General features: G+C 72.4%; 13 protein-coding genes. 3 read left to right on the top strand and 10 right to left on the bottom strand.

Translation table 11 applies throughout. The features are described from left to right. Positions 1-284: 284 nt before the first annotated feature. The gene (locus ACMTAK_RS17430) at positions 285-1,907 is read right to left on the bottom strand and encodes a sensor histidine kinase (protein WP_413807080.1); all 1,623 of its coding nucleotides are present in this window, start codon (positions 1,905-1,907) and stop codon (positions 285-287) included. Between the two features lie 163 nt (positions 1,908-2,070). Here ACMTAK_RS17430 and ACMTAK_RS17425 point away from each other — a divergent pair, with 163 nt between their 5' ends. After that, the gene (locus ACMTAK_RS17425; protein WP_413807079.1) at positions 2,071-3,510 is read left to right on the top strand and encodes a cation:dicarboxylate symporter family transporter; all 1,440 of its coding nucleotides are present in this window, start codon (positions 2,071-2,073) and stop codon (positions 3,508-3,510) included. Between the two features lie 202 nt (positions 3,511-3,712). On the opposite strand, the gene ACMTAK_RS17420 is transcribed toward ACMTAK_RS17425, so the two are convergent. Next, positions 3,713-3,907 (bottom strand): hypothetical protein, encoded by a 195-nt coding sequence (locus tag ACMTAK_RS17420; protein ID WP_191065479.1) that lies wholly within the window; start codon positions 3,905-3,907, stop codon positions 3,713-3,715. Positions 3,908-4,185: 278 nt separating this feature from the next. Between ACMTAK_RS17420 and ACMTAK_RS17415 the strand changes: the two genes are divergently transcribed. Continuing rightward, the gene (locus tag ACMTAK_RS17415; RefSeq protein ID WP_413807078.1) at positions 4,186-7,248 is read left to right on the top strand and encodes an AfsR/SARP family transcriptional regulator; all 3,063 of its coding nucleotides are present in this window, start codon (positions 4,186-4,188) and stop codon (positions 7,246-7,248) included. A 41-nt stretch (positions 7,249-7,289) separates the two neighbouring features. On the opposite strand, the gene glgB is transcribed toward ACMTAK_RS17415, so the two are convergent. From glgB to ACMTAK_RS17375, 8 genes are all read right to left on the bottom strand, one after another. After that, the gene (glgB, locus tag ACMTAK_RS17410; protein WP_413812922.1) at positions 7,290-9,500 is read right to left on the bottom strand and encodes a 1,4-alpha-glucan branching enzyme; all 2,211 of its coding nucleotides are present in this window, start codon (positions 9,498-9,500) and stop codon (positions 7,290-7,292) included. Between the two features lie 382 nt (positions 9,501-9,882). Beyond that, complete coding sequence (locus ACMTAK_RS17405) at positions 9,883-11,433, bottom strand: maltokinase N-terminal cap-like domain-containing protein (RefSeq protein WP_413807077.1); 1,551 nt, start codon at positions 11,431-11,433, stop codon at positions 9,883-9,885. 443 nt (positions 11,434-11,876) lie between these two features. Next, complete coding sequence (treS, locus tag ACMTAK_RS17400; RefSeq protein ID WP_413807076.1) at positions 11,877-13,622, bottom strand: maltose alpha-D-glucosyltransferase; 1,746 nt, start codon at positions 13,620-13,622, stop codon at positions 11,877-11,879. Further along, positions 13,619-15,613, bottom strand: a complete 1,995-nt coding sequence (locus ACMTAK_RS17395; RefSeq protein WP_413807075.1) for an alpha-1,4-glucan--maltose-1-phosphate maltosyltransferase — start codon at positions 15,611-15,613, stop codon at positions 13,619-13,621. Before ACMTAK_RS17395 ends, treS begins: the two co-directional genes overlap by 4 nt. Before the next feature lie 279 nt (positions 15,614-15,892). Then, on the bottom strand, positions 15,893-17,125 hold the full coding sequence (locus tag ACMTAK_RS17390; RefSeq protein WP_413807074.1) for a S8 family peptidase: 1,233 nt from the start codon (positions 17,123-17,125) through the stop codon (positions 15,893-15,895). A gap of 131 nt (positions 17,126-17,256) precedes the next feature. Beyond that, positions 17,257-18,120 carry a helix-turn-helix domain-containing protein gene (locus tag ACMTAK_RS17385; RefSeq protein ID WP_413807073.1) on the bottom strand — a complete coding sequence of 288 codons (864 nt, stop codon included), beginning with the start codon at positions 18,118-18,120 and terminating at the stop codon, positions 17,257-17,259. A gap of 87 nt (positions 18,121-18,207) precedes the next feature. After that, entirely contained in the window at positions 18,208-19,002 is a 795-nt protein-coding gene (locus ACMTAK_RS17380; protein ID WP_413807072.1) for a pectate lyase, read from the bottom strand. A gap of 27 nt (positions 19,003-19,029) precedes the next feature. Then, positions 19,030-20,865, bottom strand: a complete 1,836-nt coding sequence (locus ACMTAK_RS17375; RefSeq protein ID WP_413807071.1) for a rhamnogalacturonan lyase — start codon at positions 20,863-20,865, stop codon at positions 19,030-19,032. A gap of 228 nt (positions 20,866-21,093) precedes the next feature. Here ACMTAK_RS17375 and glgP point away from each other — a divergent pair, with 228 nt between their 5' ends. Then, positions 21,094-23,862, top strand: a complete 2,769-nt coding sequence (gene glgP / locus ACMTAK_RS17370) for an alpha-glucan family phosphorylase (protein WP_413807070.1) — start codon at positions 21,094-21,096, stop codon at positions 23,860-23,862. The last annotated feature ends 42 nt before the right edge of the window (positions 23,863-23,904 follow it).

Below are 23,904 nucleotides of genomic sequence, written 5' to 3'. Positions count from 1 at the left end.
CGAGGCATCCGGCCGTCCAGCCGGGCCTGCCCGTGTACGGCCGGACATGCCCGCCCCGGCGGAGCGGCGTGAAGGCGGCACCCCGCCCGGGGTGGCCGCACCTCGGCCCCGGCGGCCGTCCGGCGGCGGGTGCGGGCATCCGGTGGGCTCGTCCTGCCGGGCTCGCCTGACCCCGCCCTCAGCGGGGTGGTTCGGTGGCGGCCCCGCGCCGGGGTGCCGGGCGCTCGCCCCCGCCCCCGTTGCCGCCGGGCGGCCGGTCGGGGCGGCTCCACTCGACGCGGGGCTCAAGGCGTGGCGGCCGGGGTTGTCAGGGGGAGGCGGGCGGTGAATTCGGCGCCGCCGTCCGGGGAGGTGGTGACCTCGACCGTGCCCGCGTTGCGGCGGGTGGCCTGCTGGACCAGGGCCAGGCCGATGCCGCGGCCCGGGGACTTCGTGCTCCAGCCGCGGCGGAAGACCTCCTCGGCCGCCGCCGGGTCGAGCCCGGCGCCGGTGTCCGACACGCGCAGGGTCAGCTCGCCGGCGTCCGTGCGGGCGGTGACCGTGACGCGGGCGCTGCGCGGGGCCGACTCGTTGCCGACGCCCTCGGCGGCCGCGTCCGTGGCGTTGTCGATGAGGTTGCCGAGGATGGTCACCAGGTCGCGGGCGGGCAGGCCGGGTGGGAGGACGCCGTCGTCGATACGGCTGTCGGGAGCCAGGACGAGCTCGACGCCGCGCTCACTGGCCTGGGCCGCCTTGCCCAGCAGCAGGGCGGCCAGGACGGGCTCGGCGACGGCCGCCACCACCTGGTCGGTCAGCGCCTGGGCCAGCTCCAGCTCGGCGGTGGCGAAGTCGACCGCCTCGTCCTCCCGGCCCAGTTCGATCAGCGAGACGACGGCATGCAGCCGATTCGCGGCCTCATGGGCCTGGGAGCGCAGCGCCTCCGCGAAGCCGCGTACCGAGTCCAGCTCGCCGGAGAGCGCCTGGAGCTCGGTGTGGTCGCGCAGCGTGACGACCGTGCCGCGCTGCTCACCGCTGCTCACCGGCGAGGTGTTGACGACCACGACCCGCTCCGCGGTCAGATGCAGCTCGTCCACGCGCGGCTCGGTGGCCAGCAGGGCGCCGGTCAGCGCGGGTGGCAGGCCCAGGCCGGAGACGTAGCGGCCCACGGAGTCCTCGGGCAGGCCGAGCAGCTCCCGCCCGCCGTCGTTGATCAGCGCGATCCGCCGCTGGCCGTCGAGCATCAGCAGCCCCTCGCGCACGGCGTGCAGCGCGGCCTGGTGGTAGTCGTGCATCCGGCTCAGCTCGGCCGCGTTCATCCCGTGCGTATGGCGGCGCAGCCGGGCGTTGATCACATACGCGCACAGGCCGCCCAGCGCGAGCGCCGCCGCCGCCACGCCGAGCAGCGCGAGCAGCTGCCGGCGCACCTGGGCGCTGATGGTGTCCACGGTTATGCCCGCGCTGACCAGCGCGGTGATCCGGTCGTCGGCGCGGGCGTCGCGCACCGGGGCGACCACGCGCACGGAGGAGCCGAGCGTGCCGGTGTACGTCTCGTCGAAGATCCGGCCGCGCAGCGCGGGCTTGATGTGGCCGAGATAGGTGGCGCCGATCTGTCGCGGATCGGGGTGCGCCCAGCGCACCCCGTGGGTATCCATGATCGTGACGAAGGTGACGCCGGTGTCCCGGCGCACCTTCTCCGCGTACGGCTGGAGCCGGGCCGTGGGGTCCTCGGACCGCGCGGCCTCGGCGACCGACGGGGAGTCGGCGACGGCCACCGCGGCGGCGGTCGCCCGCTGCCGCGCGGCCACCACCGCCTGCTCCCGGTCGGTGACGTAGGCGAAGACGGCACACCCGGCCACCAGGGCGGCGACCAGCACGACCTGCATCGCGAACAGCTGGCCCGCCAGGCTCCGGGGGTGGGGGATGCGCATGGCCATCAGTCTGCACACGCATCTTTGTGTGAACGAAATGAACGGAAGGGTGACCCCCGTCACAGGCTGGGGCATAGTCGCCGGGACCGTTCAAGGCGGTGTGCGAGCCGCACACAGTACAGCGCCGGGACAGTTGGACGGCAGAAAAGAAGGAGGCAGCACCGTGGCTGCGGACACCACGCCGCCCGCATCCGGGCGTACGGAACCGGATGGGACGAAGCCGAAGAAAGAAAGGATTCACTACCTCTACCTCGCCGTCATCGGCGCGGTGGCGCTCGGCATCCTCGTGGGCTTCGTGGCCCCCGATGTGGCGGTGGAGCTCAAGCCCATCGGCGAAGGCTTCGTCAACCTCATCAAGATGCTGATCTCGCCGATCATCTTCTGCACGATCGTGCTCGGGGTCGGCTCGGTGCGCAAGGCGGCCAAGGTCGGCGCGGTCGGCGGTCTGGCGCTCGGCTACTTCATGGTGATGTCGACCGTGGCCCTCGCGATCGGCCTGGTCGTCGGCAACTTCCTCGACCCCGGCAGCGGCCTGCACATGAGCCATGAGGCGGCCCAGGCCGGGCAGAGCCAGGCCGAGGGCGGCTCCGAGTCGACGGCGGACTTCCTGCTCGGGATCATCCCGACGACGCTGGTCTCCGCCTTCTCCCAGGAGCAGGTGTTGCAGACCCTGTTCGTGGCCCTCCTCACGGGCTTCGCCCTCCAGGCGATGGGCAAGGCGGGCGACCCGGTGCTGCGCGGCATAGGCCACATACAGCAGCTCGTCTTCAAGCTGCTGTCGATGGTCATGTGGGCCGCCCCGGTCGGTGCCTTCGGCGCGATCGCCGCCGTGGTCGGCGAGACCGGCCTGGACGCGCTCAAGGCGCTCGCGGTCATCATGATCGGCTTCTATGTGACCTGTGCGCTCTTCGTGTTCCTCGTCCTCGGGACGATCCTGCGGCTGGTCGCGGGCATCAATATCTTCCTGCTGCTGAAGTACCTGGCGCGGGAGTTCCTGCTGATCCTGTCGACGTCCTCCTCCGAGTCGGCGCTGCCGCTGCTGATCGCGAAGATGGAGCACGCGGGCGTCAGCAGGCCGGTCGCCGGTATCACCGTCCCCACGGGCTACTCCTTCAACCTGGACGGCACCGCCATCTACCTGACGATGGCCTCGCTGTTCATCGCGCAGGCCATGGGCGACCCGCTCTCCATAGGCCAGCAGATATCGCTCCTCGTCTTCATGATCGTCGCGTCGAAGGGCGCCGCCGGTGTGACCGGCGCGGGCATGGCGACGCTGGCGGGCGGTCTCCAGTCGCACCGGCCCGAACTCGTGGACGGCGTCGGCCTGATCGTCGGCATCGACCGCTTCATGAGCGAGGCCCGCGCCCTCACCAACTTCGCGGGCAACGCGGTCGCGACCGTCCTGGTCGGCACCTGGACCAAGGAGATCGACAAGGAGCGGATGAACGAAGTCCTCGCCGGACGGCTGCCGTTCGACGCGGAGAGCTTCGCCCGCAGCGGTGGCGGTCACGGTCCGGCCGCCGACGACTCCGAGGCGGCCGAGGGCAAGTCCCTCCCCGAGCGGCGTGACGGTGACACGGCGAAGGAGCACGTGAACGCCTGACACCCCACGCGCAACGCGGCCCTGCCCTCCTGAATCGGGGCAGGGCCGTGCGCGTTTCACGGGCCCGGGGCGCATGGCGTGGTGGACACGACGAATGGCGCCCCGCGTCTTCCCCCCGTTGGAAGACGCGAGACGCCGGCATCGGCCCGGCCGCCAAGGGCCTCTTGGCGGTACTCGGCTGGTCCTCGGCGCCGAAGGCGCCCTACCGCTCGCCGTCCGGCGCGCGGCGCAGTTGTTCCGGCAGGGCCGTCCACTCGGGGCCCTCGCGCAGGGGTTTGACCCAGGCGATGTTCCCGCCGGTGTCCACGTAGGCGACCCGGCCCATGGCCCCGCGTTCGAGGTCGTAGACGAGTTCGCCGATCCGTGGTGTGCTCCGTGTTCCTCCTGCGGTGGTCATGAGCCGCCTCCCCGGCACCTCACTGCCATACCGTCCCCCGTTCATCGTCGGAAGAGGGCCCGGAGACCGGAGAGTTCCGGTCCGGCCGCCGCCGTCAGCGGTGACCGGGGAGAGCTTCTGGTGCCCGTGGGACCCTCGAACACTCGTAGGGTGCTACGAGCCGCTGATATCCCGCTGATGCCTCGCTGACCCGAACCCGTGGGTAGGCTTCCAAGTGGTCACAGTGAAATCTCTGGTACCAACGGGGGCAGTGTGTGGATGGGACCGAGTTTCGCCTGTTGGGACCGGTCGGAATATGGCAGGGCGAGCGTCTCCTGGGGCCGACCGCCGCACAACAGCGGTCCGTTCTGGCGATGCTGCTGATGGCCTCCGGCCGCGTGGTGTCCGTCGACAGGCTGGTGTTGGCAGTATGGGGCGAGGACCCGCCGGGGTCCGCGCGAAACGCCGTACAGGTACAGATTTCCAAGCTGCGGCGGATCCTGTCCGCCCTGCCCGGGGCCGAGTTGACGACGTCGGCGAAGGGCTATTCCCTCACCGTCGCGCGTGAGCAGGTCGATCTGCACCGGTTCCGCGATCTGGTGCGGGCCGCGCGGGAGACTCCCAAGGACGCCGGGGTCACCGGGGAGCCCGAGGCCGCCGTGGCCGCCGAGGCACGGGCCGGGGAGCTGCTGCGCGCCGCGCTCATGCTGTGGCGCGGGCCCGCGCTGGCGGATGTCGCGGGCGGCTGGCTGCCCGAGACCCTGGGCGCCGGTCTGGAGGAGGAGCGGCGTGCGGCGGTCGAGGAGTGCGCCGCGATCGATCTGCGTTCCGGACGCCACCACGAGGCCGCCGCGGAGCTGTCCGCCCTGGTGGCCGAACACCCCTTGCGGGAACGCTCGGTGGCGCTGCTGATGGAGGCGCTACGGCGCTGTGGCAGGCGGGCCGACGCGCTCGCGCTGTTCCGCTCCACCCGCCGGCGGTACGTGGAGGAGCTGGGCATCGAGCCCGGCGACGAGCTGCAGCGGCTCCACCGGCAGGCACTCGAGGACAGCCGGGACGGCAGGGACGGCAGGGACAGCCGGGACGGGCGGGACAGTCAAGACGTCAGGGACGGCCGTTCCGTGGATGCCTCCGGGCCGTCCGGCGCATACGGGAGCGCTCCCGCGGCGCCGGTGCCGCCCGACGCGGCACCCGCCCCGGCCCTCGCGCCCGCCCCGGAGGGCATCCCGGCCGCCGACGAGGCCCCCGAACCCGCCGCTGAACCCGCCGCCGAGCCCTCGGGCATGCCCGCCACCGCCCCCGAGCAGATCACCGTCGTCACCGCCGTACCCCAGCAACTCCCCTCCGATGTCGCCCACTTCACGGGCCGTGAGCGCGAACTGGCCGGGCTGGACGCCCTGCTGCCCGTCGGCACGGGCGAGGGCGGGGGACGGGCGTCCACGGCCGCGAGGATCACCGTGATCGCGGGCAGCGGCGGCCTCGGCAAGACGACCCTCGCGGTGCACTGGGCCCACCGCGTCCGCGACCGGTTCCCCGACGGCCAGCTCTATGTGAATCTGCGCGGCTTCGGCCCCACCGACTCGGCCATGACCGTCGCCGAGGCCGTACGGGGCTTCCTGGACGCCTTCCAGGTGCCCGCCCACCGGATCCCCGCGACCCTGGAGGCGCAGACCGCGCTGTACCGGAGCCTGCTGGCCGACCGCCGGATGCTGATCCTGCTCGACAACGCCCGGGACGCCGAGCAGGTGCGGCCCCTGCTGCCGGGTTCCCCCGGCTGTCTGGTGGTGCTGACCAGCCGTAACGAGCTCACCAGCCTGGTCGTCGCCGAGCAGGCCCAGCCGCTGCCGCTGGATCTGCTCGACCGCGACGAGGCGCGCGAACTGCTGATCAGCCGGGTGGGCGGCGAGCGGGTGGCCGCCGAACCCGAGGCCGTGGAGGAGGTCATCACGGTGTGCGCCGGGCTGCCGCTCGCGCTCGCCATCGTGGCCGCCCGCGCCGCCACCCACCCCCGTTTCGGCCTGGAGGCGCTCGCCGGGGAGCTGCGCGACGCCCGCGGCAGCCTCGACGCGTTCGAGGGCGGGGACGCCACCACCGATGTCCGGGCCGTCTTCTCCTGGTCGTACCACACCCTGGGCGCCGACGCCGCCCGGCTGTTCCGGCTGCTGGGCGTACACCCGGGACCCGACATCGCGGCCCCCGCGGCCGCCAGCCTGGTGGGGATCCCGGTGCCGCAGGCCCGCCGGCTGCTGATCCAGCTGACCCGGGCGCATCTGATCACCGAGCGCGCCCCCGGTCAGTATGGCTTCCACGATCTGCTGCGCGCCTACGCCATGGAGCTCACCCAGGCGTACGACGCGCAGGAGGAGCGCCGCACCGCGCTGCACCGGATGCTCGACCACTATCTGCACACCGCCGTGGCCGCCGGGAGGGCCTTCACCCCGCACCGGGAGCCGATCACGGTCGAGCCGGTCAGGCCCGGTGTCAGCGTCGGCGAGTTCGCGGGGCACGGCCAGGCGCTGCTCTGGTTCATCGTCACCTATCCGGCGCTGATGGCGGCCCTTCAGGAGGCCGCGGAGGCCGGATTCGAGACCCACACCTGGCAACTGGCCTGGTCGCTCACGGAGTTCCTGGACCAGCGGGGCCACTGGCACGACCAGCGCACCGTGCACCGGATCGCCCTGGGCTCGGCCCACCGCATCCGCGACCTCGTCGGCCAGGCCCACTCCTGCTATGCCCTGGGCCTGGCCGATCTGCGGATGGGGCGCTACGACCGGGCCCGCGGCCATCTGGTGCGCGCCCTGAACCTGCACGGCGAGACCGGCAACGCCGTCGGCCAGGCCCTGGCCCATGGCGCGCTCAACCTCGCCAGTGAGCGGGAGGGGCGCCATGACGAGGGGCTGCACCACGCGCTGCGCGCCCTGAAGCTGTACCGGGCGGCGGGCCACCGCAGCGGCGAGGCGTACGCCCTGAACAACGTCGGCTGGGCGTACGCCATGCTGGGCGACTTCCAGCAGACCCTCGTCCACTGCGAGAAGGCGCTGACCATGCTGCGGCAGGCGGGGGACAGGCGCGGGGAGTCCGCCGCCTGGGACAGCCTCGGCTACGCCCATCAGCACGTCGGCGACCACCAGCAGGCCATCAGCTGCTACCGGCACGCGGTGGACCTGCGGCGCGGCCGCGGTGAGCGGGTCCGGGAGGCGGAGTCCCTGCACCGGCTCGGCAGCGCCCAGCTCGCCGCCGGGGACCCGGCCGGGGCCCGCCGCAGCTGGCAGCGGGCCCTGACCCGGTTCGACTCCCTCGGCCACCCCGACGCCCACCGGGTCCGGGACGGCCTCACCGGGCTGGGCGGGACCGACGGCTGACGAGGCGTACGGATCGGGCGGTTCGGCTGAAGCGGGATGGCTCAGGCGGGCCGCAGCCAGATCGTTCCCAGCGGTGGCAGCACCGGCAGGATGGAGGCCGGACGGCCGTGCCACCCCGTGGGCTCGGCCTTCAGCGGCTCGGCGTTGACCACGCCACCGCCGCCGTAGCGCCGGTCGTCGGTGTTCAGCACCTCGCGCCACACCGGCACCGCCTCCGGCGTCCCGACGCGGTACTCATGGCGGACCACCGGGGAGAAGTTGCTGATGGCCAGCAGCGGGGAGCCGTCGGCGTCGTAGCGGAGGAAGGCGAAGACGTTGTCCTCGCGGGCATCGCCCTCGATCCAGGAGAAGCCCTCGGGGTCGGTGTCCCGCTGCCACAGCGCGGGCGTGGCCGCGTACGCCTGGTTGAGGTCGCGGACCAGATCGCGGACGCCCCGGTGGTCGGGCTCGGCGGAGTACGACGGGTCCAGCAGCCACCAGTCGGGACCGTGCGCCTCCGACCACTCGGCGCCCTGCGCGAACTCCTGGCCCATGAACAGCAGTTGCTTGCCCGGGTGGGCCCACATGAAGCCGAGGTAGGCGCGGTGGGTGGCGCGCTGCTGCCACCAGTCGCCGGGCATCTTCGACACCAGGGCCCGCTTGCCGTGCACCACCTCGTCGTGCGAGATCGGCAGCACGTAGTTCTCGCTGTACGCGTACACCATCGAGAACGTCATCTCGTGGTGGTGATAGGCGCGGTGCACCGGCTCATGCGCGAGATAGGCCAGCGAGTCGTGCATCCACCCCATGTTCCACTTCAGCCCGAAGCCGAGGCCGCCGAAGCCGCTGGGGCCCACATGGTGGGTGGCGCGGGTGACCCCGTCCCACGCGGTCGACTCCTCGGCGATGGTGACCACGCCCGGGCAGCGGCGGTAGACGGTCGCGTTCATCTCCTGGAGGAAGGCGACCGCGTCCAGGTTCTCCCGCCCGCCGTGCGCGTTGGGCGTCCACTGGCCGGGCTCGCGGGAGTAGTCGAGGTAGAGCATGGAGGCGACGGCGTCCACGCGCAGACCGTCGATGTGGAACTCCTCGCACCAGTAGACCGCGTTCGCCACCAGGAAGTTGCGCACCTCCGTCCGCCCGTAGTCGAACTCCAGCGTGCCCCAGTCGGGGTGCGCGGCCCGCTGCGGATCGGCGGGCTCGTACAGCGGACGGCCGTCGAACTCCGCCAGCGCCCAGGCGTCCTTCGGGAAGTGCGCGGGCACCCAGTCCACGATGACCCCGATGCCCGCCCGGTGCAGCGCGTCCACCAGGTACTTGAAGTCGTCGGGGGTGCCGAGCCGGGCCGTGGGCGCGTAGAAGCCGGTCACCTGGTAGCCCCAGGAGCCGCCGAAGGGGTGCTCGGCCACCGGCATCAGCTCGACATGGGTGAACCCCAGGTCCTTGACGTACGCCGGGAGCTGCTCGGCGAGCTGCCGGTACGTCAGCCCCGGCCGCCAGGACGGCAGATGCACCTCGTAGACGGAGAACGGCAGCTCGTGGACGCGGCCGCCCGCCCGGCCCGCCATCCACGCCTCATCGCCCCAGTCGTGGTGCGAGGCGTGGACGACGGAGGCGGTGGCGGGCGGGCACTCGGTGCGCCGCGCCATCGGATCGGCGCGCAGGGAGTGGCCGCCGTCGGGCCGGGCGATCTCGAACTTGTAGAGCGCGCCCTCGCCGACGCCGGGCAGGAACAGCTCCCACACGCCGCTGCCGCCGAGCGAGCGCATGGGCAGCGCGGTGCCGTCCCAATAGGTGAAGTCGCCGGTCAGCCGCACCCCGAGGGCGTTGGGCGCCCATACGGTGAAGCGAGTGCCGGCCACACCCTGGTGGGTCATCGGCCGCGCGCCGAGCGCCCGCCACAGCTCCTCGTGGCGGCCCTCGCCGATCAGATGCAGGTCGAGTTCGCCGATGGCGGGCAGGAAGCGGTACGGGTCGTGCAGCTCCAGCTCGGCGTCCTCGTACGCCACCACCAGCCGGTAGTCCGGGACCTCCCGCAGCGGCAGCACCCCGGAGAACAGCCCGTCCCCCTCGGCCCGCAGCCGGGCGCGCAGCCCGGCGGCGGCGACGGTCACCGACCGGGCGTACGGGCGCAGGGCCCGGAACAGCACCCCGCCGGGCACGGGGTGGGCGCCGAGCACCGCGTGCGGATCGTGATGCGCCCCGGCCAGCAGCCGCCGCCGGTCCTCCTCCCCGAGCGAGGGCGCGGCCCGCACCCCGCGCTCGTCCTCCATCACGTCGTCGGGGCCCGCGCCGCCCCCGGCCACGGGCCGCCCGGCCACCCGCGACGGCCCGCCCACGGCGCCGTCCTCCTCCTGCCGCTCCTTGCCCGCGCGGGACGCCCGGGGCACGGGCGGTGAGCCGTAGGACACCCGGGCCTCGGAGCCCGGATGCCCGGGCGGATGGGGGTGGCCGGAGAGGAACGTGTCCGGGACCGCCGGGCCGGTTGTGGCGCCGGTGGCGGCGGGCGCGTGGCCCGGTCCCTCGTCGGACGGGTACTGGCCGGACGGCGGTCGTGCGGTCACGGGGTGGTCCTCCCGGAGGTGTCGGAGGTGTCGGAGGGAACGGCGGGCAAGGGGGCCGGGCCGGGGCGGGCCGCCCCGGTCCGGCCCGGGGTCAGGCGCGGGTGGCGGCCAGGCGGTGGATCGCGGTCATCGGGACGGACAGCCAGTCGGGGCGGTGCCGCGCCTCGTAGAGCACCTCGTAGACGGCCTTGTCCGTCTCGTGGGCGCGCAGCAGCTCCGGTTCGTCGCGCGGATCGGTGCCGGACGCCTCCGCGTAGCCCGCGCAGTACGCGGCGCGGGTGCGGCCCGCCCACTGCTGCGGGTGCTCATGGCGTCCTACGGCCGCCGCGTAGTCGAAGGACCGCAGCATGCCCGCGATGTCGCGCACCGGTGGCTGCGGGCGGCGCCGCTCGGCCAGCGGACGGGACGGCTCGCCCTCGAAGTCGATGAGCGACCACCGCCCGCCTGCTCCGCCGCCGTCCCCGCCGTCCCCGCCGTTTCCCGTGAGCAGCGCCTGCCCCAGGTGCAGATCGCCATGGATGCGCTGGGCCGCCCAGGTGCGGCCCGCGCGCCCCAGCGCGGCCAAGTCCTCGTACGCCCCGTGCAGTGCGGTGCGGTACGGCTGGAGGGCGGGCACCGCGGCGGCGGCCGAGTCGAGCCGTTCGCTCATCGCGGCGGCGAGATGCTCGATCTGCGGGCGGCGCAGCACGGAGGTGGGCAGCGCGCGGGCCATGGCCAGATGGACCTCGGCGGTGGCGTGCCCCAGCGCGCGGGCGGCGTCGGTGAAGTCGCCGTCGGCGGCCAGGGCGTCAAGCGCCAGCTGCCAGCCGTCCCGGGAACCGGCCAGGAAGGGCTGGAGCACCCCCAGGGTGAACGGCTCCGGCCGTGGCCCGGCGGCTTCGGCCGGGGGCTCGGCCTCGAACCAGGCGGCGGGCGCGGGCACCCGGGGGCAGCCGGTGCGGGCGAGCGCGAGGGGGAGTTCGAGGTCCGGGTTGGTGCCGGGGCTGACCCGCCGGAAGAGCTTGAGAATAAACGTATCGCCGTAAACCACCGAGGAGTTGGACTGCTCCGCGGTCATCACCCGGGGCGCGAGCGCGGACGGGATGGCGGTGGAGGGCTCCCGTACGAAGCGCAAGGGGCCGAGCCGTCCGGGCATCCGCAGCCGCTCCAGCAGCAGCGTGGTGAGCCGGGGGTCGGCCAGCGCCTCGTACACCGTCTGCCCGTCCAGCGGCCCGCCGCTGGGCCGGCCGATGAGCGCGGGGGCGAGCGGCGGCGGCAGGGCGGGGCGCGCCCCGAGCAGGAGCTGGTAGCAGTCGCTGGCCGCCGCCCCGCGCCGGTGGCCGCAGCCGAAGCCGTGCCGGTGGCCGGGCGGCTCCGGCTGCTGGGCGCGGATCAGCAGATGGAGCAGCCCCGGCGTGCCGCCGCTCGCCCGCCACGGCAGCAGCTCGGTCGCGGAGACCAGCGCGAAGCCGCTGACGGGACGGCCCTTGCCCGCGAACCAGCGCTGCCGGGGCAGCCACTCGGCGAGCAGTGGCGCGAGCGAGGTGAGCAGCCCGGGCGGGCCCGCGGCCGCGGTGGTGCGGGCCGCGGCCGGTGGGGGCTGGTCCCGCGGTACGGCGGTCGGCGGGTGATGTGCCCCCCGGGAGAGCGGAGCTTCCGGCATGGCGTCGCGTCCTTTCCCCGGGCACACGACAGATCAGGGCAAAGTGTCCCGGATTGCGGCATTGACTGTGCGACGGTGCGGGACGTGTCGGGCGAGGATCGTCCGTACGGCGAGCCCGGTGAACGCCATCGGGCCCGTCGGTGACGGTGTGAGTACAGAGTGCCCATGACAGGGGGTCGAAAACGCCCGTACGCGCCCGAGATGGACGCGGACGGACGAGTGAAGGCCGTGCCCGGCCGAAACCACACGGCGGAGCCGCATATAGGTGCTTCCCCCTCCCCGCCCCTTCCCGAACCATGGGGCTCCGCCCCTGGACCCCGGACGCCCTTCGGGCGTGTCCTCAATCGCCGGACGGGCTGATTTTCAGCCCGTCCGGCGATTGAGGAGCGGGGTCTGGGGCGGAGCCCCAGTTGAGGGAAGGGGCGGGGAGGGGAAAGCATCGCTCAGCTGACGCGGTCGGCCCAGTGCCCCGCCGTTTCGCCGCGCCGCAGCCGGAACCAGTAGAAGCCGTGCCCGGCCAGGGTGAGCAGATACGGCAGCTCGCCGATGGCCGGGAAGCGGACCCCGCCGATCAGTTCGACCGGATGGCGGCCGGCGAAGGACTGCAGGTCCAGCTCGGTGGGCTGGGCGAAGCGCGAGAAGTTGTTCACGCACAGCACCAGGTCGTCCTCGCCGTCCCGGGTCCTCGGGGCCTCGCGCAGGAAGGCGAGGACGGCCGGGTTGGAGGACGGCAGCTCGGTGAAGGAGCCGAGCCCGAAGGCGGGGTTCTGCTTACGGATCTCGATCATCCGGCGGGTCCAGTGCAGCAGCGAGGACGGGCTGCTCATGGCCGCCTCGACATTGGTGACCTGATAGCCGTACACCGGGTCCATGATGGTCGGCAGGAACAGCCGCCCCGGATCGCAGGAGGAGAAGCCCGCGTTCCGGTCGGGGGTCCACTGCATGGGGGTGCGCACGGCGTCGCGGTCGCCGAGCCAGATGTTGTCGCCCATGCCGATCTCGTCGCCGTAGTAGAGGATCGGCGAGCCGGGCAGGGACAGCAGCAGCGCGGTGAACAGCTCGATCTGGTTGCGGTCGTTGTCCAGCAGGGGCGCCAGTCGTCTGCGGATGCCGATGTTGGCCCGCATTCTCGGATCCTTGGCGTACTCCGCGTACATGTAGTCGCGCTCTTCGTCGGTGACCATCTCCAGCGTCAGCTCGTCGTGGTTGCGCAGAAAGATGCCCCACTGACAGCCGGAGGGGATGGCAGGGGTCTTGGCGAGGATCTCCGAGACCGGGTAGCGGGACTCGCGCCGCACGGCCATGAAGATGCGCGGCATCACCGGGAAGTGGAAGGCCATATGGCATTCGTCGCCGCCCGCCGAGAAGTCGCCGAAGTAGTCGACGACGTCCTCCGGCCACTGATTGGCCTCGGCCAGCAGCACGGTGTCCGGATAGTGGGCGTCGATCTCGGCCCGGACGCGCCTGAGCATCTCATGTGTCCGGGGCAGGTTCTCGCAGTCGGTGCCCTCCTCGGCATACAGATATGGGACGGCGTCGAGCCGGAATCCGTCGATGCCCAGGTCCAGCCAGAAGCGCAGGGCGGCCAGTACCTCCTCCTGGACGGCGGGGTTCTCGAAGTTGAGGTCCGGCTGGTGCGAGAAGAAGCGGTGCCAGTAGTACTGCTTACGTACCGGATCAAAGGTCCAGTTGGAGGTCTCGGTGTCGACGAAGATGATCCGCGCGTCCTGGTACTGCTTGTCGTCGTCGGCCCAGACGTAGTAGTCGCCATACGGTCCGTCCGGGTCGCCGCGGGACTCCTGGAACCACGGATGCTGGTCACTCGTGTGGTTCATGACAAAGTCAATGATCACGCGCATTCCGCGCTGATGAGCGGCGTCGACGAACTCCACGAAGTCCGCGAGGTCCCCGAACTCCGGCAGCACGGCGGTGTAGTCCGAGACGTCATAGCCGCCGTCGCGCAGCGGTGAGGCGAAGAACGGCGGCAGCCACAGGCAGTCCACGCCCAGCCACTGCAGATAGTCCAGCTTGGCCGTCAGGCCCCTGAGGTCGCCGACGCCGTCGCCGTTGCTGTCCTGGAAGGAGCGGACCAGGACCTCGTAGAAGACCGCGCGCTTGAACCAGTCGGGATCGCGGTCGCCCGCGGGCGTGTCCTCGAATGTGTCCGGTACGGGCTCGTTGACGATCATGTTGTGGGTGACCCTCCGATCGGTGAGGACGGTCGCAGGGACAGCACATGCGCCGGAGCCATATCCCGCCCCGGCTCCAGGCGCACATAGTTGTCCCTGCCCCAGTGATAGGTCTCGCCGGTGAGCTCGTCGCGCACCGGGACGGACTCATGCCACTCGAGGCCGAGTTCCGGCATGTTCAACGAGACCGTCGCCTCCTGGGTGTGGTGAGGGTCGAGGTTGACGACCGTGACCACACACGAGTCGCCCGCGCGCTTGGAGTAGACGATGACGGAATCGTTGTCGGCGTGGTGGAATCTGAGGTTGCGCAGCCGGCGGAGGGCGGGATGGCGGCGGCGCACCCGGTTCAGCCGGGCGAGCAGCGGGGTGATCGTTCTTCCCTCGCGCTCGGCCGCCGCCCAGTCGCGCGGCCGCAGCTGGTACTTCTCCGAGTCCAGGTACTCCTCGCTGCCGGGGCGCACCGGGGTGCCCTCGCACAGTTCGTAGCCCGCGTAGACGCCCCAGGTGGGGGAGAGGGTGGCGGCGAGCACGGCCCGCACCTCGAAGGCGGGGCGGCCGCCCTCCTGGAGGTAGGCGTGCAGGATGTCGGGGGTGTTGACGAAGAAGTTGGGCCGCATCCAGGCGGCCGCGTCCCCCGACAGCTCGGTGAGGTAGTCGGTGAGCTCCTGCTTGGTGTTCCGCCAGGTGAAGTAGGTGTACGACTGGTGGAAGCCGACCGCGCCGAGGGCGTTGAGCATCGCCGGGCGGGTGAACGCCTCGGAGAGGAAGAGGACATCGGGGTCGGAGCGGTGGATGTCGCCGAGCACCTTCTCCCAGAAGACCACCGGCTTGGTGTGCGGATTGTCCACCCGGAAGATCCGCACCCCGCGCGCCATCCAGAAGCGCAGCACCCGCTCGGCCTCCCGGACCAGCCCGGGGAAGTCCCGGTCGAAGGCTACGGGAAAGATGTCCTGGTACTTCTTGGGCGGGTTCTCGGCGTACGCGATGGTGCCGTCGGCGCGCTGGTGGAACCACTCGGGGTGCTGGGAGACCCAGGGGTGGTCCGGGGAGCACTGGAGCGCGAAGTCCAGCGCCACCTCCATGCGCAGCTCCCGGGCGCGCGCCACGAAGTGGTCGAAGTCCTCGAAGGTGCCGAGGTCGGGGTGGATCGCGTCATGGCCGCCGTCGGCCGAGCCGATGGCCCAGGGCGAGCCCACGTCGAAGGGGCCCGCGGAGAGGGTGTTGTTGGGGCCCTTGCGGAAGGCGGTGCCGATGGGGTGGATCGGCGGCAGATAGACCACGTCGAAGCCCGCGGCGGCGATCGCGGGCAGCCGCTCGGCGGCGGTGCGCAGGGTGCCGCTGACCGGCCGCCGCCCCTCGGACACCTTGGCGCCCTCCGAGCGCGGGAAGAGCTCGTACCAGGAGCCGAACAGCGCGCGCTCCCGGTCCACCTGGAGCGGCATGGGGCGCGAGGAGCTGACCAACTCCCGCAGCGGGTGGCGGTCGAGGGCCGCGGTCACATCGGGCGCGAGGGCGGCGGCGAGCCGGTCGGCCACCGGGCGGCGCTCGTCGCGCAGCCCGTCGACGGCCGCCAGGACCGCCTCCCGGCCGTCGTTCTTGGGCACTCCGGCCGCGGCCCGCTCATGCAGCCGGGCCCCTTCCTCCAGGACCAGATCGGTGTCGATCCCGGCCGGGATCTTGATGCGGGCGTGATGGCGCCAGGTGGCGACCGGATCGCTCCACGCCTCGACCGTGTACGTCCAGCGGCCGGGCGCGCCGGGGGTGACCTCGGCGCCCCAGCGGTCGGTTCCGGGGGTGAGTTCACGCATCGGGGTCCAGGGGCCGGAGCGGCCGGACGGATCCCGGAGGACCACATTGGCGTTGACCGCGTCATGGCCCTCCCGGAACACGGTGGCACTGACCTCGAAGGTCTCGTCCACCACCGCCTTGGCGGGGCGGCGGCCGCAGTCGATCAGCGGGCGGATATCCAGAATGGGAATGCGACCGATCATAGGATCACCTGACGGCAGTGCGGATGGAGACGCGGGGGCGGCTTTTGTCCTTTGTATCGGTTTTGCCGCCGGGTGTTGGGTTGCGGGCATGACAGCTCCTGTCCGCGTTCACTCTGGTGGGCGGATGGGGTCGGCCATGGGGGGCGCGCGTGGAAAGCCTTCCCCCGCGGAATGGGGAGACAATCCGGGTTCCCGTTAACTACCGGTTCGTAACGCCGGGTGCATGAATCGACCCCGCCCGTAGGCGGGGCCGTCCACCCGATGCGTTCTGTCGTTACGTCAGTTGGCCACCCGCAGCAGACGGTTCGGCGACCCCGGGCCCGCGCCGCGCACCCGGCCCTTGCTCGCCCCGGCCGTCAGCGCGGCCCCCACCTGGGCCGGAGTCGCGAAGCGATGGCCGGCGAGATACAGCGCGGCGGCGCCCGCGACATGCGGTGCCGCCATCGACGTACCAGAGAGCGTCCTGGCCGCGGTATCGCTCGCGCCGGACGCCGAGACGATCCGGTCCCCGGGCGCGAACAGGTCAACTCCCGGGCCCCAGTTGGAGAATCCCGAGCGCCGGTCGGCGCGGTCGGTCGCGCCCACCGTGAGCGCCCCCTCCACCCGGCCCGGCGAAAACGAGGCGGCGGGCCGGTCCTGGTTGCCCGCCGCCACGGTGAAGACCAGACCGGCGGCGATCCCCGCCCGCACCGCCGCGTCCCATTCGGGCAGCGGAGTGGCGGACGCCGAGCCCAGGCTCAGATTGACCACTGCGGGCCGCCTGGCGTGTCGCAGCACCCAGTCCATTCCGGCCAGCACCTGGGCGATGGTGCCCTCGCCCCGGTCGTCCAGCACCCGTACGGCCACGATCGTGGCCTCCTTCGCCACGCCGTAGCGGGTGCCCGCCGCCGTGGCGGCCACATGGGTGCCATGGCCGTTGCCGTCCTCGGCCACCGGATCGTCGTCCACGAAGTCCCAGCCGGAGCGGGCCCGGCCGCCGAAGTCCTCATGGGAGGTGCGGACCCCGGAGTCGATCACATAGATCGTGGTGCCGCGCCCGCCGCCGCGGGGCGCGGTGTACGCCCCGTCCAGCCGCCGGTCCGGCTGGTCGATCCGGTCCAGACCCCACGGCGGCCGCGCCCGGCCGCGCGGCGGGGCCGGTAACCGCTCCCGGGACCAGCGCAGCGACACCCGCTCGTCCCGGGTCACCGAGGCGATGCGCGGATCGGCCGCCAGCCGCCCGGCCTGTGCCGCGTTCGCCCGTACCGCATAGCCGTTGAGCGCGGTGCGGTAGACCCGGCGCACCCGCGCCCCGTACCGCTCGACCAGCGCCCGGCCCGCCCCGGACGCCGCCGCGGGCGCTCCCGGGCCCCGCTTCAGGGCGACGATATAGCCGTGGGTCCCCGCCCCGCCCGAGGCCTGGACCCCCTGCGCGGGAACGGTCTGAGCGGGCGACAAGACCACCAGGACCACCGCGACGAGGGCGGCCGGCGCCGCCACCCTCCGACGGGGGCCCGCAGATGCGCATGCCATGGCACGATCCCCTCCCCAACTCGACGGCGCTAGGGTCCTTCCGACGGATCTCCGCGGCGTCGCGACGCCGCGGAGATCCGTCGGAAGGACCCTAAGCCTGACGTGGGATGAAAGATCCGGACAAGGGCGCATCAGGGGGCGTAAAACGCGACGGCCTCCCTCGACAGCAGCCGCAGCGCCGCCTCCGACGGCGACCCCGGCTCCGCCCCGTACATCAGCAGGGCCTGGCCCCCGGAGTCAGGCAGCCGGGTCATCTCGAAGTCCAGCTCCAGCGGCCCCACCAGCGGGTGGTGGAAGGACTTGGTGCCGAAGGCGCACCGGCGCACCGGGTGGCGCGACCACAGCGCGGCGAACTCCCCGCTCTTCATGGTCAGTTCGCCGACCAGCTCCGCCAGCCGCCGGTCGTCGGGGTGCGCCCCGGCCACCACCCGCAGCGAGGAGACCGCGCGCCGCGTCTCGCCCGTCCAGTCCGGATACAGCTCACGGGTGTGCGGATCGAGGAACAGCATCCGCTGGGTGTTGGGCCGGTCGTCGGGGTGCTCGGGCGCGTCGGCGGGCAGATGCCCGGCGATCAGGGCGTGCCCCAGTGGATTCCACGCCAGGACGTCGAAGCGGAGGCCGAGGACCACGGCCGGTACGCCGTCCATCGCGGCGAGCAGCCGCCGGGTCGCCGGGCGCGCGGACTCGGCGCGGCACGCGGGGCGGCGCCCGGCGCGCGGCGGACGGGCCAGGTTGCCGAGGTGCGCCCGCTCGTCCGGGCTCAGCCGCAGCGCGCGGGCGAGCGCGTCCAGCACCCCGTCCGAGGCGCCGGTGGACTGGCCCTGCTCCAGCCGGGTGTAGTACGCCACGCTCACCCCGGCCAGCTGCGCCAGCTCCTCGCGGCGCAGCCCCGGGACCCGGCGCCGGGTCCCGTACGCGACCAGGCCGACGTCCTCGGGGCTCAGCCCGGCGCGGCGGGTGCGCAGAAAGCTCCCCAGCTCAGCAGTCGTGTCCATACCCACCAGTGTCCGGTACGGGCACGCGCCGTGCCTGTCCCTGTGAGGGTCAGGCACGGCGCGGCCATGGGGATCACGTGTGGGCGATCACTTGTAGGTGATGTCGGAGCTGCTGTACTTGCAGTAGGTGCCGTCGGGGCCGCTGCCGTTCTTGCTCGGCTCCGCGCCGGTGTTGTTCCCGATGTACTTCTGGCACGGGACGATCTTCTTGCTGCTGTCGCCGACGATCGTGATCCCGCGCAGGGTCAGCGAGTCGCCGTAGTTGGTGTTGATCCCGCCGATGACCTTGCCGGGAGCGGTGATCTCGGAGTTGCTCACATTGATCGTGCGCTTGTACTGCGAGGAGCAGTTGCCACAGGAGCGGACGAAGGTCGAGAAGTCCTGTCCGGCGAAGCCCGAGATGTTGAGCGTGCCGCCGCCGTTGAACTGGAAGATCTTGTCCGCGGCCTTACGGGCGCCGCCACCGATGACATTGAACGTCTTGCCGGTGCCGCGGAAGGTGGCGGCGTCCTCGCCGACGTCCTCCCACCAGACGTTCTGCAGGGTGCAGCTGCCCTCGCAGTGGACGCCGTCGGCGGCCGGGGCGCCGAGGATGACGTTCTTCAGGGTGGCGCCGTCCTTCAGCTCGAACAGCGGGCCCTGGTCCTCGTCCTGGCCGTCGCCGCCGAGGTCGCCCGAGCCGTAGTAGCGCTTCATACCGCCGTCGGTGGTCCCGCTGACGCTGATGGTCTTGGAGACCGCCTGCGGGGTGCCGCTGGGTGTGGGCCAGGTGGCGGCGGAGGCCGTGGGCAGGGTCAGCCCGGTGGTGATCGCGCCCGCGGTGAGGGCGACGGCGCCGAGGGCCCCGGCTATCGCCCGGTACCCGGTACGTGGTTCAGCCATGTCGGATCTCCTTCTCTGTGGGGGGTTTCACGGGGTGGTGATGGCCGGCCGCGGCGGGGTCGCCATCTTGTTGCCGATGAAGAAGCTGGGGTGCGGGGGCTGGTTGTAGGCCGTGTTCTGCCAGGCCAGCGCCTCGCGGTACTGCCGGTCATGGAGCAGCGTGGTGATCTTCCGGTCGGTCTCGTACGGCGTGGAGTAGATCCGCAGCGCCTTGTTGTCGCTCGTCGGCCAGACCACCTCCTCGCGCCAGTCGCCGAGGATGTCGCCGGACAGCGACGGGGTGGCCTTGGTGCCGTTGTTGGAGTGCACCCCGGAGCCGGTGAGCAGCCGGGTGTCACCCGAGGTGCCGTACTTGTCGACATGGGTGCCGTCCAGCAGCTCGCGCACCGGATCGCCGTCCCACCAGGCCAGGAAGTTGATCGAGGAGGGCTTGCGGCCCTTGGCGCCGCCGCCCTCGTCGCGGATCTGGTCGTCCCGCGCGGACCACATCTCGGCGCCGTCGTTGCCCGCCCAGATGTCACCGGCCACACCGCGCCCGTTGTCGCCGCCGGACGCGGTGGACCACAGCGCCTGGCCGGTGCGGGCGTCGGCGAAGTACGAGCCCGGTTTCGAGGAGTCCTCGTCCACCTTGAAGTACTCCAGGCCCGGCCGTGACGGGTCGAGGTCGCCGAGGTGGGCGGCGTCGCCGTGGCCGTTTTTGTTCGTCCACAGCCCGGAGCCGTTGTCGTCCACGGCCATCGAGCCGTAGACGATCTCGTCCCTGCCGTCGCCGTCCACATCCCCGGTGGCCAGAGCGTGGTTGCCCTGGCCGTCGTAGCCCTTGCCGGTGTTGGTGGAGCTGTTGGTGTCGAACGTCCACTGCCGGGTGAGCTGGCCTCCGCTGAACCTCCAGGCGGAGATCACGGTGCGGGTGTAGTAGCCGCGCGCCTCGATCAGCGAGGGGGTGGAGCCGTTGAGATACGCCGTCCCGGCCAGGAAGCGGTCCACGCGGTTGCCGTAGGAGTCGCCCCACGAGGAGACGGTGCCACGCGGCGGGACGTAGTCCACCGTGCTCATCGCGGCGCCCGTACGGCCGTTGAACATCGTCAGATATTCGGGTCCGCTGAGGACATAGCCGCTGGAGTTGCGGTAGTCGGCGGACGCGCTGCCGAGCGTCTTACCGGCCCCGTCGACCGTGCCGTCCGCGGTCTTCATCGCGATCTCGGCCTGGCCGTCGCCGTCGTAGTCGTACACCTGGAACTGGGTGTAGTGGGCGCCGGAGCGGATGTTGCGGCCCAGGTCGATCCGCCACAGCCGCTGCCCCTGGAGGGTGTAGCCGTCGACGATGGTGTTGCCGGTGACGCCCGACTGGGAGTTGTCCTTGGCGTTGGTCGGCTGCCACTTCAGGACGAAGTCCAGGTCGCCGTCGCCGTCGAGGTCGCCCACGGAGGCGTCATTGGCCTCGTAGGTGTAGTCCGAGCCGCCCGCCGGGGGTGAGATCGGCACATCGTAGTACCCCGGGCGGAACTGGATCGCGCTCGGCGAGGCGGGCTGCTCCACCCCGTCCCGAACAGCCCGCACGGTGTAGTCGGCGCTGTTCGGGGCGTCCTTGTGGAGGTAGTTGGCCGTGGTGATGGGGGAGGAGTTGACCTTGACACCACCCCGGTAGAGGTTGAACGTCACCCCGTCCGGGTCGGTGGCCAGCCAGCGCCAGCTGACCAGGTTGTCATTGCCGGTGTGCACGCTCACCAGCCCCCGGTCCAGCTTCTCGAGCTGGGCCGCTGCGGCCGCCTTCGGCGCGGGCCCCTTGTCCCCGGCGGCCTCCGAGACGCCCACCAGCGAGGTGACGGTCAGCACGCCCGCCGCGCAGGCGGCGGCCGGCATCCGGCCGCGGGGCAGCGTCCGGCCCCTGCGCGGGGTGGATCTGGGCGGATGAGCGGGGGGCGGAGTGTGCGAACTGTCCCGAGAGCGCACGTGGTCCTCCAAGGCATGGGGGGAAGGTGTGACCCCTAGTCGTCCCCTTGGCCGGAAAGGTTGCCGCCTTCGGGCCCACTTCTCGGGAGCGGGGCGAAACAGTCGAAACAGGGACTCGTCGGCCGCTACCGTCGAAGGGTGAAGGCCATTCGTCGATTCAGCGTGCGCCCCGTCCTTCCGGAGCCCCTGCGACCGCTCAACCGGCTGGCGCGCAATCTGCGCTGGTCCTGGCACCCCGAGACCCGCGAGCTCTTCGAGTCCGTGGACCCCGAGGGATGGCGGGAGTCGGGCGGCGACCCGGTGCGGCTGCTGGGCGCCGTGCCCCTCTCCCGGCTCGCGGACCTCGCCGAGGACCGCTCCTTCCTGCGCCGTCTCACGGCGGCCGCGGATGATCTGCACGACTATCTGACCGGGCCCCGGTGGTATCAGGGGCGGGTCGCCGCCGAGGACAGAGCCGGGCCGATCCCGGTCGAGTCCGTACCTGCTGTGTCCCCGGGCGCGTCCGTACCCTCAGGCGCGCCCGTGCCGTCAGGCGCGTCCGTACCCTCAGGCGCGCCCGCGCCCTCTGGCACGTCCGCGCCCTCCGTCCCGCCCGCGCCCTCAGGCTCGCCCGTACCATCCGTCCCGCCCGCCCTCTCCGGACCGCCCACCGCCATCGCCTACTTCTCGCCGGAGTTCGGGATCACCGCCGCCCTGCCCCAGTACTCCGGCGGCCTCGGCATCCTCGCCGGTGACCACCTCAAGGCCGCCAGCGACCTCGGCGTCCCCCTGATGGGCGTCGGACTGCTCTACCGCCACGGCTACTTCCGGCAGTCGCTCTCCCGCGACGGCTGGCAGCAGGAGCACTATCCGGTCCTGGACCCCGACGAGCTCCCGCTCACCCAGCTGTGCGAGGCGGACGGCCGGCCCGTCCGGATCCCGCTCACCCTGCCCGGCGGCCGTCCGCTCCACGCCCGCGTCTGGCAGGCCCAGGTGGGCAGGGTGCCACTGCTGCTGCTCGACTCCGACGTGGAGGAGAACGGCCACGGCGAGCGCGAGGTCACCGACCGGCTCTACGGCGGCGGCAGCGAGCACCGGCTGCTCCAGGAGATGCTGCTGGGGATCGGCGGCGTGCGTGCCCTGCGCGCGTACTGCCGGCTCACCGGCCACCCCGAACCCGAGGTGTTCCACACCAACGAGGGTCACGCCGGATTCCAGGGCCTGGAGCGCATCCGCGAACTGATCGCCGACGGTGCCGACTTCGACGCCGCCCATGAGGCGGTGCGGGCCGGGACCGTCTTCACCACCCACACCCCCGTTCCCGCCGGGATCGACCGCTTCGACCGCGAACTGGTCGCCCGCCACTTCGGCGACGACGCCGAGCTGCCCGGGATCGAGGTCGAGCGGATCCTCGCGCTCGGCATGGAGACCTATCCCGACGGGGAGCCCAACCTCTTCAACATGGCCGTGATGGGGCTGCGGCTGGCCCAGCGCGCGAATGGGGTGTCCACGCTGCACGGCCGCGTCAGCCGGGAGATGTTCGCCGGGCTCTGGCCGGGCTTCGACCCCGAGGAGGTGCCCATCACCTCCGTCACCAACGGGGTGCACGCACCCACCTGGACGGCCCCCGAGGTCACCCGGCTCGGCGCCCGCCAGTTCGGCCACCTCGGCGATTCCGAGCTGTGGGAACTGCGCCGCACCCTGCGCAAGCGACTGGTCGCCGAGGTCCGGCAGCGGCTGTACGCCTCCTGGCGGCAGCGCGGCGCGGGCACCGCCGAGCTCGGCTGGATCGACGGGGTGCTCGACCCGGACGTCCTCACCATCGGCTTCGCCCGCCGCGTCCCGTCCTACAAGCGGCTCACCCTGATGCTGCGCGACCAGGACCGGCTGATGGAGCTGCTGCTCCACCCCGAGCGGCCGATCCAGATCGTCGTCGCGGGCAAGGCCCACCCGGCCGACGACGGCGGCAAGCGCCTCGTCCAGGAACTCGTCCGCTTCGCCGACGACCCCCGGGTGCGCCACCGCCTGGTCTTCCTGCCCGACTACGGCATGGGCATGGCCCAGAACCTCTACCCCGGCTGCGACGTCTGGCTCAACAACCCGCTGCGCCCGCTGGAGGCATGCGGCACCAGCGGTATGAAGGCGGCCCTGAACGGCTGTCTCAACCTCTCCGTCCTCGACGGCTGGTGGGACGAGTGGTACGAGCCGGACTTCGGCTGGGCCATCCCCACCGCCGACGGCGACGCCATCGACGAGCCCCGCCGCGACGACCTGGAGGCCGCCGCCCTCTACGACCTGCTGGAGCAGCGGGTCGCCCCGCGCTTCTACGACCGCGGCCTGGACGGCCTCCCCGGCCGCTGGATCGCCATGGTCCGCCGCACCCTCACCACCCTCGGCCCCAAGGTGCTCGCGGGCCGCATGGTCCGCGAATACGTCGAGCGCCTCTACGCCCCCGCCGCCCGCTCCCACCGAGCCCTGCACCTCGAGGCCGCAGCCGAACTCGCCACCTGGAAGAGCCGAATCCGCGCCGCCTGGCCGGACGTCACCGTCGACCACGTCGAGGCCCACCTCACCCCACCCACCCCGGGCGGCGCCGCGGAACTCGGCTCGACACTCTCCCTCCGCGTCCGGGTGCGCCTCGGCGCCCTGGACCCGGCGGACGTCGAAGTCCAAGCCGTGGCGGGCCGGGTGGACGACACCGACCACATCACCGACGCCACCCATGTCCCCCTCAAACCCACTGCGGGCCCCGACCTCGAAGGCAACCGCCTCTACGAAGCATCCCTGCCCCTCAACCGCACCGGCCCCTTCGGCTACACCATCCGCATCCTGCCCACCCACCCCCTCCTCTCCCACCCCGCCGAACCGGGCCTCATCGCTCTGCCGTCGGAGGCGGCGACCGGAGCGGCGGGAGTCCTGATGCGCTGAGCCTCCGGCGGCTAAACTGACGACGGACCGTCCGGCACGGAG

The organism is Streptomyces lacaronensis (genome assembly GCF_047337785.1).
GTDB classification, from domain to species: Bacteria; Actinomycetota; Actinomycetes; order Streptomycetales; family Streptomycetaceae; genus Streptomyces; species Streptomyces lycopersici.
The sequence above is the reverse complement of the archived record's forward strand: the minus strand, read 5'-3'. Positions and strand labels throughout refer to the sequence as shown.